Consider the following 16,239-nt stretch of genomic DNA (forward strand, 5'->3'; position numbering starts at 1 on the left):
AAGGGCGGTTCGGCAGGGGCCGGCCGGTCAGTGGTGGGACGGCTCGCGTACGGGCGTCCCCGTCGCCACCACCCGTTCCGTGCCCGGCACGGGCCCCCTGCGCAGGTCCACCAGGTACGCCAGCCCCGCCACCGCGAGGCCGAGCACCGCGAGGACCGCGCCCGTCACCGCGGGGGACGTGACGCCGAGGCCCGCGGCGAGGGCGAGGCCGCCGATCCAGGCGCCGCCCGCGTTGGCGAGGTTGAAGGCGCCCTGGTTGGCGGACGAGGCGAGCGAGGGGGCCGCCGCCGCCTTCTCCATGACCATGAGCTGGAGCGGCGAGCCCGTGGTGAACGCGGCCATGCCGAGCAGGAAGACGGCGATCGCCGCGCTCCACCCCGCGCCCATGAGGAGCGGGAAGAGCGCGAGGACCACGGCGAGCGCGGTGAGCCCGCCGAAGAGCGTGCCGCGCAGCGAGTGGTCGGCGAGGCGGCCGCCCAGCAGGTTGCCCGCGGTCGCGCCGACGCCGAAGAGCGCGAGGAGCAGCGTGACGCTGGACTCCGCGTAGCCGGCGGCGTCGGTCAGCATCGGCGTGATGTAGCTGTAGGCGGCGAAGAGCGCGCCGAAGCCGGCGACGGTCGTGCCGAGCGCCAGCCAGACCGGGACGCTGCGCAGCGCCCGCAGCTCGCCGCGGAGGCCGACCGCGTCGCCGTGTCCGTGGTCGGCGGGGACGAGCAGGGCGAGCGCCGCGATGGCGGCGAGGCCGATCGCGCTCACCGCGAGGAAGGTGGCGCGCCAGCCGAGCTGCTGCCCCATGGCGGTGGCGACCGGGACGCCCACGATGTTGGCGACGGTCAGGCCGAGGAACATCAGGGAGACGGAGCGGGCCTTGCGCTCGGGGGCGACGAGGCCGGTGGCGACGACGGCGCCGACGCCGAAGAAGGCGCCGTGCGGCAGGCCGCTGAGGAAGCGGGCGGCCATCAGGAGGTGGTAGTCGGGGGCGGCGGCCGAGAGCGCGTTGCCGACGACGAAGAGCACCATGAGGCCGATCAGGACGCGGCGGCGCGGCAGCTTCGCGGTGACGGCGGCGAGCAGCGGCGCGCCGATGACCACGCCCAGCGCGTACGCGGAGACCAGGTGGCCCGCGGTGGGTATGGATATGTGCAGGTCGTCGGCGACGTTGGGCAGCAGGCCCATCATCACGAACTCGGTCGTGCCGATGCCGAAGGCGCCCACGGCAAGGGCGAGCAGGGCCAGGGGCATGAAGAAGTACCTTCCACGGAAGCTGGGGGGCGGCGGGCGGCACGGGGCCGGAAAAGGGGCGGGCCCCCTGAGGGGGAACCCGTAAGTTTACGTACGGAACAAACCCGCGCCCACCCAGTATTCCGTGGGCTCACATCCGTGAGGTCAAAAAGGTGCGGCGGGGACGTTACGAGGAGAGGTCGACCCGGGCCGCGACCGGGAGGTGGTCGCTGCCCGTCTCCGGCAGCGTCCAGGAGGAGACCGGCTCGACGCCCTTGACCATGATCTGGTCGATGCGGGCCATCGGGAACGACGCGGGCCAGCTGAAGCCGAACCCGTCTCCCGCCGCGCCCTGCGTGGAGCGCAGCTGCGAGGTGACGCCGTTCAGCGCGCGGTCGTTCATCGTGCCGTTGAGGTCGCCGAGGAGGACGACCTTGCCGAGCTTCTCGTGGGCGATGGCCTCGCCGAGCGCGTCGGCGCTGTCGTCGCGCTGGTTGGCGGTGAAGCCCGCGTCCAGCTTCACGCGCACCGACGGCAGGTGCGCGACGTACACGGCGACCTCGCCCTTGGGCGTGTTCACCGTGGTGCGCATGGCGCGGACCCAGCCCAGCTTGATGTCGACGGGCCTGGTGTCGGTCAGCGGGTACTTGCTCCACAGGCCGACGGTGCCCTTCACCGAGTGGTACTTGTACTCACCGGCCAGCGCCTTCTCGTACGCGGGGACGGCGTCCGCGGTCAGCTCCTCCAGGGCGATCACGTCCGCGCCGGAGGCCCCGACGTCCCGGGCGGTGCCGGTCGGGTCGGGGTTGTCCGCGTTCACGTTGTGCGTGGCGACGGTCAGGTCGCCGCCGGTGGCCGACTTGCCGGTGATCAGGCCGCCGAAGGAGTTGAGCCAGATGATCAGCGGCAGCAGCAGCGCGATCAGCGCGGTGGCGGACTTGCGCACCACGGCGACGACCAGCAGGACGGGGATGAAGAGGCCGAGCCAGGGCAGGAAGGTCTCGGTGAGGCTGCCGAGGTTGCCGACCTCGTTGGGGATCTGCGCGTGGAAGAGCATCACCAGCGCGAGGAGGAGCGCGCCTCCCGCGGTGACCAGACCGCGCCGCCAGATGCCCGGGTCGTTCCGCCAGCCCTCGACCAGGCGCCGGAGCCTGGACCCCGGACGCTCGGGCCCCGAGCCGCCGCTGCCCGTCTCCGTCATGTACGCCTGCGCCATGCTGTCGTCGCCTCACTGCCTGCCGTGCACACCGTCTCTGTCCCGCCCCTGAAACACTAGGCGATGATCGGGTGTCGTCCCTGCCGTCCGCAACGGCCGTTCAGGCACCAGGACGAACGGGGCGGCGCGAGAGGTTCCGGCCGGACGGGCGTGCGGGCCCTCTGTGACGAAATGCGCATAACCGTGACGGGGGCCCCGGGAGCGGGACCCCCGCCGAGGTGTCGTCCCTCACTCCGAGGGGCGCAGCCCGTTAAGGACCGAGTCGACGATCTGCTGCGCGAGGTCGTCGTCGAGCGGCGCGTCCTGACGCATGACGGTGCGCAGGAGCATGGGTCCCACGAAGAGGTCGTTGACGGTCTCGATGTCGACGTCCCCGCGCAGTTCGCCGTCGGCGACGCCCCGCCGCAGCACGTCGAGCATGACGCGGCGGCGGGGCGCGACGACCGTCGCGTGGTACGCCTCCCACAGCTTGGGCAGGGCCTTCATCTGCGCGAAGACGTTGTGCAGCAGGGCCGACGAGCGCATGGTCAGGCCCCGGCGGCGCAGGCTCTCCAGGATGCAGACGAGGTCGTCGCGCATCGAGGTGCCCGGCAGTTCGGGGTCCGGCTCCTCGAAGACGCGCAGGACGTCGACGAAGAGGGCCTCCTTGCCGTCCCAGCGCCGGTAGATGGTGGCCTTGCCGACGCCGGCCGTGCGGGCGATCCGCTCGATGGAGAGCTCGGTGAGCGGTACGCCCTCCTCCAGCAGCCGCACCACGCCCTCCATGATGGCCTGCTCCACGGCCTCGCTGCGGGGGCGCCCACGGCCGGCCCGGGCGACCGGCACCCCCTTCACGGTGCCGGCCGCTGTGACGGTGCCGCCTCCTTCGACGAGACCTTGCTCGTCCACGACACGCGCGTGCTTGTGGATCACGTCGCCCTCTCTCTTCCTCACGCCGGCTGCCGGGCCCGATTCTCCCTCAGCGCCCGGCGGCGCCCGCCGGCTCGGCCGCCTCCTCCCGGGGACCCTCTTCCCGCGGCGGACGCCCCGGCAGGAAGAGGAAGACGATCAGCGCGCCGATCACGGCGACGCCCGCGCCCCACACCGCGGTGACGTGCATGGCGTGCAGGAACGAGTCGTTGGCCGCGGTCACCAGGGGCTCACCCTTGGGGCCGAGCTTCGCGGCGACGCCGAGGGTCGCCTCGATCGACTCGCCCGCGGTGTGCCGCACCCCTTCGGGGAGCAGGCCCAGCTTGTCCTCGACGCCGCTGCGGTAGGCCGTGGAGAGCACGGAGCCGAGGACCGCGATGCCGAGGGCGCCGCCGACCTGCCGGAAGGTGTTGCTGAGGGCGGAGGCGGAGCCGGCCTTCTCGCGCGGCAGCGCCTGCATGATCACGACGCTGGTCGGCGTCATGATGTGCGCCATGCCGGTGCCCATCAGGAAGAAGACGACCTCCAGGAGCCAGATCGGCGTGTCGGCCTCGAAGAGCGTGAAGGCGAGCAGGGTCGCCGTCACCAGGAGCAGCCCGCCGGTGCACACGGCCCGCACGCCGAAGCGGTCGACGACGAGGCGGGCGCGCGGCGCGAAGATCAGCTGGGCGACGGCCAGCGGGAGCATCAGCAGACCGGTCTCCAGCGGCGAGTAGCCGCGCACGCTCTGGGTGTAGAAGACCGAGAAGAAGGTGACGCCCATCAGCGCGAAGAAGACGAGCGCGATGGCGCAGATCGCCGCCGAGAAGACGCGGTTCTTGAAGTAGGTGACGTCGATGGACGGGTGGTCGCTGCGCTTCTCGTACAGCACGAAGGCGGTGAGGACGACGAGGCCGGCGATGACCGTGCCGAGGACGGCCGGGTCGGTGAAGTCGGCGAGCTGGCCGCCCTTGATGATGCCGTAGACGAGCAGCACCAGGCCGATCACGGAGAGCGCGACACCGAAGAGGTCGATGCGGCCCGGGTTCGGGTCGCGGGAGTCCGGCACGAGCCAGATCATCAGCGCCAGGGCGACGATCACGATCGGCACGTTCACCAGGAAGACCGAGCCCCACCAGAAGTGGTCGAGCAGCACGCCGCCGGTGATGGGGCCGATGGCGATGGCGAGTCCGACGCCGCCCGCCCAGATGCCGATGGCCTTGGGCTGCTCGTCGCGTTCGAAGACGTTCATCAGGACGGCGAGGGTGGCCGGCATCACGAAGGCCGCACCGAGGCCCATCAGCGCGCGGAACGCGATGAGCTCGACGGGCGAGCCGGACTGGGCGGCGAGCGCGGAGCCGATGCCGAAGACGACGAGCCCCGCGAGCAGGACCTTCTTGCGGCCGAGCCGGTCGCCGAGGAGGCCCGCGGTGAACAGGAGGCCCGCGAAGACGAGGGTGTAGGCGTTGATCGCCCACTCCAGCTCGCTCTGGGTGGCGCCGAGGCCGGTCGGCTCGGGGGTGGAGATCGTCTTGATGGCGACATTCAGGATCGAGTTGTCGAGCACCACGATCAGCAGGCTGAGCATCAGCACCCCGAGGATCGCCCAGCGGCGCCGGTGGACGGCTTCGGGGATCCGGGAGGTGGTGGGCATGGCAGGGGATGACATGCGTACCAGCCTAGGCCCATTTCGATACGAGACCGTCTCGTATTGGAAAGCCTTTGGGGAACGGCAGGGCAAGACTTTGCCGAAGCCGCGCGGCCGGCCCCCCGGAACGCCTCACGGGACCCCCTAGCCCCGGAGCGGGGGGCGGTGCCACCATGGAGGGGATCCGGGGACGCCGACAGGGCGCCTCGAGATGACAGAAGGAGCCGTTGCGATGACGCAACTCCCGGCTGCCCAGAAGAGCGCCGACACCCCGCGGACCACCGACAGCAGCAAGGCGCTGTACGGCGGCAAGGGGACGCGGCGCATCACTGTGCGCGACATCACCGCCGCCAAGGAGCGCGGCGAGAAGTGGCCCATGCTCACCGCCTACGACGCGATGACCGCGTCCGTCTTCGACGAGGCGGGCATCCCCGTCATGCTCGTCGGCGACTCGGCGGGCAACTGCCACCTCGGGTACGAGACGACCGTGCCCGTCACCCTCGACGAGATGGCCGTGCTCTCGGCGGCGGTCGTACGGGGCACGAGCCGTGCCCTGATCGTCGGCGACCTGCCCTTCGGCTCGTACCAGGAGGGCCCCGTCCAGGCCCTCAGGTCGGCGACCCGGCTCGTGAAGGAGGCGGGCGTCGGCGCGGTGAAGCTGGAGGGCGGCGAACGCTCCCTGGCCCAGACCGAGTTGCTGGTCCAGTCCGGCATCCCCGTCATGTCCCACCTCGGCCTGACCCCGCAGTCCGTGAACACCATGGGCTACCGCGTGCAGGGCCGCGGCGACGAGGCCGCCCACCGGCTCCTGAACGACGCCAAGGCGGCGCAGGACGCGGGCGCCTTCGCGGTCGTCCTCGAACTGGTCCCCGCGGAGCTCGCCGCCGAGGTCACCCGCTCCCTGCACATCCCGACCGTCGGGATCGGGGCGGGCGCCGAGTGCGACGCGCAGGTCCTGGTCTGGACGGACATGATGGGCCTGACCGGCGGCAGGATGCCGCGCTTCGTCAAGCAGTACGCGGATCTGCGGAACGTCATGTCCGGCGCGGCCAAGGCGTTCGCCGAGGACGTGGTGGGCGGGGCGTTCCCGGCGCCGGAGCACGCGGTCCACTGAGGCCCGCGGGGGCGGACCGCGTCCGGTGACCGTCCGCCCTTTTCGACCATTGCGGCACCATGGCAGCCCGTCGATCTTCCCCCGTCGGCGGGCTGCTTTTTTTCGCGCCCCTGGGCAGTCGGGCGGGGTTGTCTCCCGTGCTCCGGAACCCGCCGATGCCCCCTGAGGCCCGCTGTCGGTGGGATGTCGGTGGATTGTCGGTGGCATCTGACACCTTGTGGTCATGACGCGAATCGACATGAACCCCGGCGGCGCAGGGAGCGCGGTCACCGTAAGGGGACTGGTCAAGCACTACGGCGAGACCAAGGCGCTGGACGGCGTGGACCTCGACGTGCGCGAGGGCACCGTCCTCGGCGTGCTCGGACCCAACGGCGCCGGCAAGACGACCCTCGTACGCTGCCTCTCCACGCTCATCACCCCGGACGCGGGCTCGGCCCTCGTCGCCGGGTACGACGTGGTCCGCCAGCCCCGCCAACTGCGGCGCGTGATAGGCCTCACCGGCCAGTACGCCGCGGTGGACGAGAAGCTGTCCGGCCGGGAGAACCTCTACATGATCGGGCGGTTGCTCGACCTGTCCCGCAAGGAGGCGAGGTCCCGCGCCGACGGTCTCCTGGAGCGGTTCTCCCTCACGGAGGCCGCCAAGCGGCCCGCGAGCACGTACTCCGGCGGCATGCGCCGCCGTCTCGACCTCGCCGCCTCGATGATCGGCAGCCCCGCCGTCCTGTACCTGGACGAGCCGACCACCGGACTCGACCCCCGCACGCGCAACGAGGTGTGGGCCGAGGTCAAGCGCATGGTCGGCGACGGCGTGACCGTGCTGCTCACCACCCAGTACATGGAGGAGGCCGAGCAGCTGGCCTCCGAGCTGACGGTCATCGACCGCGGCAAGGTCATCGCCAACGGCGGCATCGAGGAGCTGAAGGCGAAGGTCGGCGGCCGCACCCTGCGGGTCCGCCCGGCCGACCCGCTGGAGCTGCGCCCGCTGTCGAACGCCCTGGACGACCTGGGCCTGACCGGCCTCGCCACCTCCACGGTCGACGTCGAGTCCGGCACCGTCCTCGTCCCGATCCTCAGCGACGAGCAGCTCACCGCGGTGGTCGGCGCGGTCACCGCGCGCGGCATCACGATCGGCTCGATCGCCACCGAACTGCCCAGCCTGGACGAGGTGTTCCTCTCCATCACCGGCCAGAAGGCCAGTGCCCCGCAGGACGCCCGCCCCACCGAGAACGAGCTCGAGGAGGTCGCCGTATGAGCGCCACCACACTCACGACGCCTCCCCTCGCCAAGGGCGGGGCCGACACCCACATCGGCCTGCGCGGCCACGTCCGGCACACCAGTGCGCTGGTCCGCCGCAATCTGCTGTGGATCCGCCAGGACCCGGAGTCGATGTTCGACGCGGTCCTGATGCCGATCGTCTTCACGCTCCTGTTCGTGTACGTCTTCGGCGGCTCGATCGGGCAGGCGCTCGGCGGCGGTCAGGACCAGTACGTGCAGTACGTGGTGCCCGGCATGATGGCGATGATGAGCATGAACATCGCCATGGCCGTCGGCACCGGCTTCAACCAGGACTTCCAGAACGGCATCATGGACCGCTTCCGGACCCTGCCGATCGGTCAGGGTTCGGTGCTCTTCGCCAAGATCGTGGTGGAGCTGATGCGGCTGCTCATCGCGACGACGATCATGATGATCGTCGGTGTCCTCGTGGGCTTCGACATCACCAACTGGGGCGGCCTGTTCGCCGCGGTGGGCCTCTCCGCCCTCTTCGGCACGTCGATCATGTGGATCTTCCTGGTGCTCGGCGTCTCGATGAAGAGCGCCCAGTCCGTGCAGGCGATGGGCTTCCTGGTCCTGATGCCGCTGCAGTTCGGCTCGTCGATCTTCGCCCCGACCCAGTCGATGCCGGGCTGGCTGCAGAACTTCACCGACTACAACCCGCTCTCCTCGCTCGCGGACTCCGCGCGCGGCCTGATGGTCGGCGGTCCGGTCGCGCACGACGTGTGGGTGACGGTCGGCTGGTCGGTGGCGCTCACGCTGGTGATGGCGCCGATCGCGATCCACAAGTTCCGCACGAAGAACTGACCCACCAACTCACCGACCGGGCCGTCCGCGTCATCCGGACCCCACGGGAGTCACAGCGCGCACAGGGCGGCGGCCTCCTCCAGGGAGAGGCCGCCGCCCTGTGCGTACGCCGCGTCGTACGCGTCGGCGCCGAGCGCGGCCCGCGACCGTCGCTCCGCGCTCCCGCGGATCTCCCGCTCCATGGAGTTCGCGACGTGCGACGGCGGCAGCTCGCGGTCGGCGGTCCCCAGGAGGCGGGCCGCGTCCCGCGCGCGGGCGACGTCGACGGCGGACAGGGCCAGCGCCGCGATCCACAGGTGGACCGAGACCATGCTCGGGGCGACCATCCGCGACAGCGGGTCGAGCGCCTTCCCGAAGGCCTGGGCCGCCTTGGCGACACTCTCCTCGTACCGTCCGTCCAGCGCGTACAGCCAGGCCGTGATGCCGAGCACGGTCCCCTCGAAGACCGCGAAGCCGATGGCGCTGAACTCCTGCCTGAGCAGCCGCAGTTGCTCGTGCGCCTCGCCGTGGCGGCCGGTGCGGCCGAGCGCGATGGCGAGGAAGAGCCGGGCGGCGGGCATGGCCTCGCCCGCGTGGTGCCGGCCGGGGTCGGCGACGATCTCCCGCAGCATCGCCTCCCCCCGCGCGAAGTCGTCCCGCCGCTCCGGCACGTCCGTCAGGAGCGCCCCGAGGCGGGCCCTGAGCAGGGCCACCTGGGCCCGGGCGCCGAGCCGCTCGGCGTACTCGACGGCGGACCAGAAGTCCTCGGCGGCCAGGGCCAGTTCACCGCGCCGCTCACGCGCCTCGCCGCGCGCGGAGAGCGCCTCCGCCACCCCCCACTCATCGCCCAGCCCCCGGAAGAGACACAGCGCCTCGTCCGCGTCGCGGATGGCGTCGCCCGTCCAGTCGCTGCGGTTGGCGAGCATGTCGGCGCGCGTCTGCAGGGCGGCGGCGAGCTCCCACTCCAGGCCGAGTTCGCGGCAGGCGCTCACGGTCTCGTCGACGGTGACGCGCAGCGAGGCCAGGTCGCCGCTGAGGAGCACGGCGAAGAACCAGAGGTTGCCCGGCGTCCGACAGGTCTGCGGGAGGCCGGGGCGGTAGGCGGCCCTGATGCCGAGCAGCTTCTCCTCGGCGGCCGACGACGGCCACAGCCCCGCGTCCATGTCCATGCAGGCGAGGTGGAGCAGATGCACCTCGCGGCGGGCCTCTTCGAGGACCTCCGGGCACATCGGCGGCGGCAGCGCCGTGCACGGCTCGTAGAGCGGGGGCGCGGGGGCGACGGGCGCGGCGAAGGGGTCGGGGCCGAGGGCCATGGTGTCGCGGGACCAGTTGCGGGTCTCCATGCGCAGGCCGCGGATCTGCCAGAACCAGGAGAGGGAGAGTACGAGGCAGAGCGCCTCCTGCTCGTCGCGCGCGGCGACCGCGTGCCGCAGGGCGGTGCGCAGGTTCTCGTACTCGGTCTCCAGGCGTTCCACGGCGGCGTGCTGGCCGCGGCCGCGCAGTTCGGGGTCGGTGGTCCGCGCGACCTCGCGGTAGTGGGTGAGGTGCGCGCGCTCGGCGGCGGCCCGGTCGCCGGCCTCGTCGAGCCGCTCGCCCGCGTACTCCGCGACGGTCTCCAGCAGCCGGTAGCGCATCCCGACGCCGGACCGCGGCGAAGGGGTCGCGATCACCAGGGACTTGTCGACGAGGGAACCGAGCAGGCCGGCGACGTCGTGGGCAGCCCCGGCGGCCGCGCAGACCTCTTCGGCGGCGGCCAGGTCACAGCCGCCCGCGAAGACCGAGAGGCGCCGCAGCACCGCGCGTTCGGCCTCGTCGAGCAGCTCCCAGGACCAGTCGACGACGGCCCGCAGGGTCTGCTGGCGGGGCAGGACGGTGCGGGCGCCGTTGGTGAGCAGCCGGAAGCGGTCGTCCAGGCGGTCGGCGATCTGGCGCGGCGTGAGCATGCGCAGGCGGGCGGCGGCCAGTTCGATGGCGAGCGGCAGGCCGTCCAGGCGACGGCAGATCTCGGCCGCCGCCGCGGGGTCGGCGTCGACGGTGAACCCCGGCTGCGCGGCGGCGCCCCGGTCGGCGAACAGCCGCACCGCGACCGGTTCGGGCAGCGGCTCGACGGGACGCACCAACTCCCCCGGTACGCCGAGGGGTTCACGGCTCGTGGCGAGGACCGTCAGTCCGGGGCAGCGGGCGAGGAGTTCGTCGGCGAGGCGGGCGGCCGCGTCGACGACGTGCTCGCAGTTGTCGAGGACGATCAGCATGCGGCGCCCGGCGCAGTGCTCGACGAGCCGCGTGACGGGGTTCTCGCCCTGCCGCTCCGAGAGGACGCGCATCTCCTCCGCGCCGGCGCCGCGCAGGACGGTCTCGCGGGCGCCGAGCGCGGTGAGGACGGCGGCGGGAACGTCCTCGGGGTTCTCGACGGGGGCGAGTTCGGCGAGCCAGACGCCGTCCGGCAGGCCCGCGGCGACGGCCTCGGCGGCCTCCTGCGAGAGCCGCGTCTTGCCGGCGCCGCCCGGGCCGAGCAGCGTGACGAGCCTGGCCCGCCCGAGGTCGTCCCGCAGCGCGTCGATGTCGGCCTCGCGGCCGATGAACGAGGTGAGCCTGGCCCGCAGGTTCCCGGCCGCGCGGGGCGGCACCGGGGCGGTCGGCTCGCGCAGCAACTCCTCGTGCAGGGCGCGGAGTTCGGGGCCCGGGTCGGCGCCGAGCCGGTCCGCGAGAACGCGCCGCACACCGTCGTACGCGGCGAGCGCCTCCGCCGGGCGTCCCGTGTCGCGCAGGGCGCGCAGCCGCAGGGCCTGCAGCGGCTCGTCGAGGGGGTGGGCGTCGCACAGCTCGGCGAGTTCGGGCAGGGCACGCTCCGCCTCGCCGAGGGCGAGGGCCGCGGTCATCCTCACGCGGCGGGCCTCCAGGTGGCGCGCCCGCCAGCGGGCGGCGTCGCCCGTGCGCTCCGGCAGGTCGGCGAGGGGCTCGCCGGTCCACAGGGCGAGCGCGTCGTCCAGGACGAGGGCAGCCTTCGCCGGGTCGCCGTCGTCGAGGGCGCGGACGGCCTCGGTCACCAGCCGGTCGAACCGGAAGACGTCCACGTCGTCCGAGCCCGCGTCGAGCCGGTAACCGCCGTCCACCGACAGGACGGCACCCGCACCGAGGACCCTGCGGAGCCGGGCCACCAGCGCCTGAAGGGCACCGGCCGCGTCGGCGGGCGGCTCCTCGGCCCACACGTCGTCGACGAGGGCCGGAACGGGCACGGTGCGGCCGGCCCGCAGGGCGAGTGCCGCCAGCAGGGCACGGAGGCGTGCGCCGCCGACGGGGACGGGGGTGCCGTCGGGACGGGTGGCTCGGGCCGACCCGAGAACGCGATATCGCACGGAGCCATTGTCCCTGCTCGCGGCTGCGCCGGGCTTGGGCGGTGCACTCGGCGCCCGGCACCGGGGCGGGGCGGCTCTCGTCGGGGCACTTCCCCGACACCCCCACCTGCCCAAACCCCCCGCCGCTCCGCGGCGGTTCACTCCCACCCACCCACCCGTTTACCCCGCACCGTGGGGCTGGAGCAGGGGCGGGGGACCCGTTTGCCGGCCCGCCCCTACTCCAGCCCTCTCAGTCCTCCTCCACCTCCAGTGATACCAGGACACCCGTCTCGTCCCGGCGGTACTCGCGGCCCCTTCGGGTGCCCGTCGTCACTGCGTGGGCAAACCACTTCGGGCACGCCTCCACCGGACGCAACCACCGCTCCCCCGCCACCCGTTCCCCCGCCACGTACCCCTGCTCGACGACCTGGATGTCCCGGACCAGGCCGACCGTCTCCGGCCACTTCCCGCCGTGCCGTTCCACGGACAGCAGCCCCTTCAGCCTCAGTCGGGGCGGCCACGCGCCCTCGCCCGTCCACGGGACCGTCACCCCGGCCGACCGCACCACGGGGCCGCCGCCGGCCGATTCCACGGGGCCCTCGATCTCGCTGAGCTCGGAGAGCCATTCACGGCCCCGCTCCGCCACGTCGACGAGGAGCGGCCACGCCACCCGGTCCCCCACTCGGAACGGCTTCCCGCAGCACTCCATCTGCCAGTCCTGGTACATAACGTTCCACAGCGTCATGCGCCCAGCCTCCCCGGAACCAACGGGCCGGTGCGAGACGTTTTCGCCGTACGCCCTATACGGTCGGGCACGCAAGGCCGTCGGACCTCAGGAGCCCCGTCCCATGACCACCACCCCCATCCGCCGCGGCGACCGGCGGATCAGCCCCGTCTTCCTGGGGATCGCCGCCGTCGCGGCCGTCTCGGGCTGGGCGGCCTGGACCGGCTTCGCGGACAATCCCGGCCTCGCCGTCTTCCTCTTCGTGACGGCCGCCTGGATCGTCTCGCTCTGCCTGCACGAGTACGCGCACGCGCGCACGGCCCTGCACAGCGGTGACATCTCCATCGGCGCGAAGGGCTACCTGACCCTCAACCCGCTCAAGTACACGCACGCCCTGCTCAGCATCGTGCTGCCCGTACTCTTCGTGATCATGGGCGGCATCGGTCTGCCCGGCGGCGCGGTCTTCATCGAGCGGGGCAGGATCCGGGGCCGCTGGAAGCACAGCCTCATCTCGGCGGCGGGCCCGCTGACGAACGTACTGTTCGCGGTGGCCTGCACGGCGCCGTTCTGGCTGCACGCCCTCGACGGCGTGCCGTACGCCTTCCGCTACGCGCTCGCGTTCCTGGCGCTGCTCCAGGTGACCGCGGCGATCCTTAACTTCCTCCCCGTCCCGGGCCTGGACGGCTACGGCGTGATCGAGCCCTGGCTCTCGTACGGGATCCGCCGCCAGGTGGAGCCGTTCGCGCCGTTCGGGCTCATCGCGGTCTTCGTCGTGCTGTGGATCCCGGAGGTCAACCACGCGTTCTTCGACGCGGTCGACGCGATCCTGCGGGGCCTCGGGGTGAGCGGGCGGGACACGGCGTGGGGCCACGACCTGTACCGCTTCTGGGAGGGTTCCCAGGAGGTCCCCGCGGCACCGTGAGCCGGCCCGTGACATGAGCCGGCCCGTGACCTGCGCGGGGCGGCGGTCAGGACGCGGAGGGGCCCGCCGCCGAGGCCCGCAGCGCGTCCCGCTCCGCCTTGGCCCGCCGCAGGTAGAACCAGGCCATGTTCGAGGAGAGCCCCGCGAGGAGCACCCACACGATGCCGAGCCAGCTGCCCTGTACGAAGGAGATCACGGCCGCGGCGACGGCGAGGGCGCAGACGACGAGGGCGTACACGGCGAGGCGGGGCATGGGGGTCGGCTCCTGTCGGGTGAAGCGTGGTGTCGGTCGGGGTGGGGCGGGGCGGGGGTGCCTACGCGTATACGTACGCAGCCGCACCTACGCGTCCACACCTACGGCATCCAGTGTCCCCCATGCCCGCCACCACCCCGCACCGTCCCCGCCCCCGTCAGGTAACCCGCCTCACACGTCCGTGACGCGCAGACCCGCGTGTGCCTTGTAGCGGCGGTTGACGGAGATCAGGTTGGCGACCAGGGACTCGACCTGGTGGGCGTTGCGCAGCCGCCCGGCGAAGACGCCCCGCATGCCGGGGATGCGGGCGGCGAGCGCCTGCACCACGTCCGTGTCGGCGCGGCTCTCGCCGAGGACCATGACGTCGGTGTCGATCTCCTCGACGGACGCGTCCTGGAGCAGCACCGCCGACAGGTGGTGGAAGGCGGCGGTCACCCGGGAGTCCGGGAGCAGGGCGGCGGCCTGCTCGGCGGCGCTGCCCTCCGCCGGCTTGAGGGCGTACGCGCCCTTCTTGTCGAAGCCGAGCGGGTTGACGCAGTCGACGACGAGCTTGCCGCTCAGCTCCTCGCGCAGCGCTTCGAGGGTCTTGCCGTGGCCGTCCCACGGCACGGCGACGATCACGATGTCGCTGCGCCGCGCGCACTCCGCGTTCTCGGCGCCCTCGACGCCGAGGCCGAGCTCGTCGGCGGCGGCGCGGGCCCGGTCGGCCGCGCGGGAGCCGATGATCACCTTCTGTCCGGCGCGGGCCAGCCGGTAGGCGAGGCCGCGGCCCTGGTCGCCGGTGCCGCCGAGGACGCCGACGACGAGCCCCGACACGTCGGGCAGCTCCCAGGGGTCCTTGGCCGGCGCCTTGGCCGGTGCCTTGTCCGTCGCCTGCGCCGGGGCGTTCGCCGATGCCTTCTCCGCGCCGTTCCGCGCACTGTCTGTAGAGGTCATGGGGTGACCTTACTCAGCGGTCACCGTCGACCAGGCACGTCACCGGTATCCGGCGGAAGGTGATGGTCTCGTAGGCGCTGAAGTCTCCCGTCTCGTAGAGGAGACCGACGGTGGCGCCGTCGACGCGGACGAGATCGGAGTACGCGGCCGGCAGCCCGTCGACGGTGTGGGCGAGCCGCCAGGTGGCGCCCCCGTCGACCGAGCGGCGCACGGTCATCAGCGCGCGGAAGCCGGGGTCGGCGGGGCCGGAGAAGAGGAGTACGTCGGGGTCACCCAGGTACAGGAGGCTGCCCTCGACGACGGGTCCGGTCAGGCCCGCCTGGGGCCGGAAGGGCTTGTCGAGGCTCTGGCCGCCGTCGGACGAGTGGGCGTCGGCGCGGTTGCCGGGGGCCGGGGAGTCGTTGCGGGTGTTGAAGTAGAGCCTGCCGTCGGGGAGTTCGGCGGCGGTGGTCTCGTTGACGTTGATGTAGCCGTCGGTGTTGTCGTCGACGTAGCCGATGCGCCAGGTCGCGCCGTCGTCGTCACTGAGCAGGCAGTGCCCGCCGTTGTACTTGCCCTCGGTGCCGTCGTCCGCGAGGTGGGCGCCGCCCTGCCCCTCGGACGCGGTCGAGACTCCGGCGGAGGGCGGCAGGGAGTGGTTGGCGGGGACGACGACGCGGCCCCCGTGGCCGGTCAGCTGGAGTGCGTGGCCCGGCGTGGTCGCGTACCACCGCCAGCCGGGCCGCTTCACCTGCCCGGTGATCTCGCGCGGCGCGGACCAGGTGAGGCCGTCGTCGTCGCTGTGCTGGACCCAGACGCGGCGCCCGTCGGCCGGGGAGACCGTGCCGCGGCGGATGGCGTCTTCGGTGGCCGAGGCGGCGCTCCTGATGTGGACGAGGAGGACGCGGCCGGAGGCGAGGACGACGGGGGCGGGGTTGCCCGCGAGGTCGGTGCCGTTGCGCCCGACGGCCTGGAGCGGGCCCCAGGTGCGGCCGCCGTCGGTGGAGCGTTTGAGGACGATGTCGATGTCGCCGGAGTCCGCCCGGGAGCCGACGCGGCCCTCGCAGAAGGCGAGGACGGTGCCGGCGGCGGTGGCGACGACGGCCGGGATGCGGAAGCTCGCGTATCCCTCGTGGCCGGCCCGGAAGGGAACTGACGTCTCATGAGTCATCCCGTCCGCCTCCCCGCTCCGGGGGAATTCCCGGTGAACTCCCGGCCAAGAGTGGGCGGTTGGGGCAGGATGCGACGCCATGGACGCCGTACGGGTCGCGCTGCTGCGCGAAGTGCTCGCCGGGACCGAGTGGCTCGGCGCCACGCGCCGCTTCGCGGGGACACTGCGCTCCTCGGTCGTGCCGCACGGCGGCGGGCTGCTGCTCGTGGGCACGGCGGCGTACGAGCCGTGGCACCTGGCCGCGCACCTGGTCGACGAGGCGGCCTGGTCGGGCACGCCCGAGCTCACCCCGACGCTCGTCAGGCACCAGGTGCACGCCTCGGACCCGGCCCATCTGTCGACCGGCCTCGGCCGGCTTGAGGCGGCGCGGCGAGGTGAGACGCTGCTGGTGGTCGCGCCGGACACGCCGGACCCCGAGCTTCTGACGCGGGTGCACGACGCGCGCCGGGCGGGGGCGACGGTGCTGGCGCTCGGCCGCGGGGACCGGGACCTGGACGCGCTGTCGCACGAGGCGCTGGCGGTGGGGGAGACGCCCGATCTGGACCTGGACACGGTGCAGCACCTGGTGAGCGCGGCGGCCGGGGAGAACGCGCTGCCCGAGCCGCGCGGCCGCAGACGCCTGCGCGACCGCCTCTCCCGGCTCGCCGACCAGCTGACGTCCCCGCCACCGACGCGCTGGTGACCGCGGGGCCGGCCGGCCGGTGCCCCACCGGCGACCGAACCCACGACCTCGCCGGCGACCGCCCCGGCGACCGCGGCGAAATTCGGTTGCCC

Annotated in this window: 14 protein-coding genes; 5 read left to right on the top strand and 9 right to left on the bottom strand. The window is 72.9% G+C overall.

Annotated elements, in window-relative coordinates; genetic code table 11:
• Positions 1-27: 27 nt before the first annotated feature.
• The 4 genes from ACZ7DY_RS10540 to ACZ7DY_RS10555 all read right to left on the bottom strand — a co-directional run bounded on the left by ACZ7DY_RS10540 (position 28) and on the right by ACZ7DY_RS10555 (position 4,994).
• Positions 28-1,242, bottom strand: coding sequence for an MFS transporter (locus ACZ7DY_RS10540; protein WP_471132735.1), 1,215 nt, complete (start codon positions 1,240-1,242; stop codon positions 28-30).
• A 166-nt stretch (positions 1,243-1,408) separates the two neighbouring features.
• Positions 1,409-2,437, bottom strand: coding sequence for an endonuclease/exonuclease/phosphatase family protein (locus tag ACZ7DY_RS10545; protein ID WP_471132738.1), 1,029 nt, complete (start codon positions 2,435-2,437; stop codon positions 1,409-1,411).
• A gap of 228 nt (positions 2,438-2,665) precedes the next feature.
• Entirely contained in the window at positions 2,666-3,271 is a 606-nt protein-coding gene (locus ACZ7DY_RS10550; protein ID WP_471134474.1) for a TetR/AcrR family transcriptional regulator, read from the bottom strand.
• Between the two features lie 124 nt (positions 3,272-3,395).
• Positions 3,396-4,994 carry an MFS transporter gene (locus ACZ7DY_RS10555; protein ID WP_471132740.1) on the bottom strand — a complete coding sequence of 533 codons (1,599 nt, stop codon included), beginning with the start codon at positions 4,992-4,994 and terminating at the stop codon, positions 3,396-3,398.
• A gap of 211 nt (positions 4,995-5,205) precedes the next feature.
• Between ACZ7DY_RS10555 and panB the strand changes: the two genes are divergently transcribed.
• The 3 genes from panB (at position 5,206) to ACZ7DY_RS10570 (ending at position 8,166) form a co-directional block, all read left to right on the top strand.
• On the top strand, positions 5,206-6,087 hold the full coding sequence (gene panB / locus ACZ7DY_RS10560) for a 3-methyl-2-oxobutanoate hydroxymethyltransferase (protein WP_471132743.1): 882 nt from the start codon (positions 5,206-5,208) through the stop codon (positions 6,085-6,087).
• A 223-nt stretch (positions 6,088-6,310) separates the two neighbouring features.
• On the top strand, positions 6,311-7,339 hold the full coding sequence (locus ACZ7DY_RS10565) for an ATP-binding cassette domain-containing protein (protein WP_471132746.1): 1,029 nt from the start codon (positions 6,311-6,313) through the stop codon (positions 7,337-7,339).
• Entirely contained in the window at positions 7,336-8,166 is an 831-nt protein-coding gene (locus tag ACZ7DY_RS10570) for an ABC transporter permease (protein WP_471132749.1), read from the top strand. The genes ACZ7DY_RS10565 and ACZ7DY_RS10570 overlap by 4 nt, the downstream gene beginning before the upstream one ends.
• Before the next feature lie 50 nt (positions 8,167-8,216).
• Here ACZ7DY_RS10570 and ACZ7DY_RS10575 read toward each other — a convergent pair whose 3' ends face one another.
• Complete coding sequence (locus tag ACZ7DY_RS10575; protein WP_471132752.1) at positions 8,217-11,501, bottom strand: ATP-binding protein; 3,285 nt, start codon at positions 11,499-11,501, stop codon at positions 8,217-8,219.
• Positions 11,502-11,730: 229 nt separating this feature from the next.
• On the bottom strand, positions 11,731-12,225 hold the full coding sequence (locus tag ACZ7DY_RS10580; RefSeq protein WP_471132753.1) for a DUF6578 domain-containing protein: 495 nt from the start codon (positions 12,223-12,225) through the stop codon (positions 11,731-11,733).
• A 103-nt stretch (positions 12,226-12,328) separates the two neighbouring features.
• Between ACZ7DY_RS10580 and ACZ7DY_RS10585 the strand changes: the two genes are divergently transcribed.
• Positions 12,329-13,126 carry a site-2 protease family protein gene (locus ACZ7DY_RS10585; RefSeq protein ID WP_471132756.1) on the top strand — a complete coding sequence of 266 codons (798 nt, stop codon included), beginning with the start codon at positions 12,329-12,331 and terminating at the stop codon, positions 13,124-13,126.
• 46 nt (positions 13,127-13,172) lie between these two features.
• Here the strand turns inward: ACZ7DY_RS10585 and ACZ7DY_RS10590 are convergent, their stop codons facing one another.
• The 3 genes from ACZ7DY_RS10590 to ACZ7DY_RS10600 form a co-directional block, all read right to left on the bottom strand.
• Positions 13,173-13,379, bottom strand: a complete 207-nt coding sequence (locus tag ACZ7DY_RS10590; protein ID WP_471132759.1) for a hypothetical protein — start codon at positions 13,377-13,379, stop codon at positions 13,173-13,175.
• 171 nt (positions 13,380-13,550) lie between these two features.
• Positions 13,551-14,315, bottom strand: coding sequence for an NADPH-dependent F420 reductase (npdG, locus tag ACZ7DY_RS10595; protein WP_471132762.1), 765 nt, complete (start codon positions 14,313-14,315; stop codon positions 13,551-13,553).
• A gap of 13 nt (positions 14,316-14,328) precedes the next feature.
• Positions 14,329-15,465, bottom strand: coding sequence for a sialidase family protein (locus ACZ7DY_RS10600; protein WP_471132764.1), 1,137 nt, complete (start codon positions 15,463-15,465; stop codon positions 14,329-14,331).
• 79 nt (positions 15,466-15,544) lie between these two features.
• Here ACZ7DY_RS10600 and ACZ7DY_RS10605 point away from each other — a divergent pair, with 79 nt between their 5' ends.
• A complete protein-coding gene (locus ACZ7DY_RS10605) occupies positions 15,545-16,147 on the top strand; it encodes a hypothetical protein (RefSeq protein ID WP_471132766.1) in 603 nt (200 codons plus the stop codon).
• The last annotated feature ends 92 nt before the right edge of the window (positions 16,148-16,239 follow it).

The sequence above is a fragment of the Streptomyces sp. NPDC037013 genome (assembly GCF_055607265.1).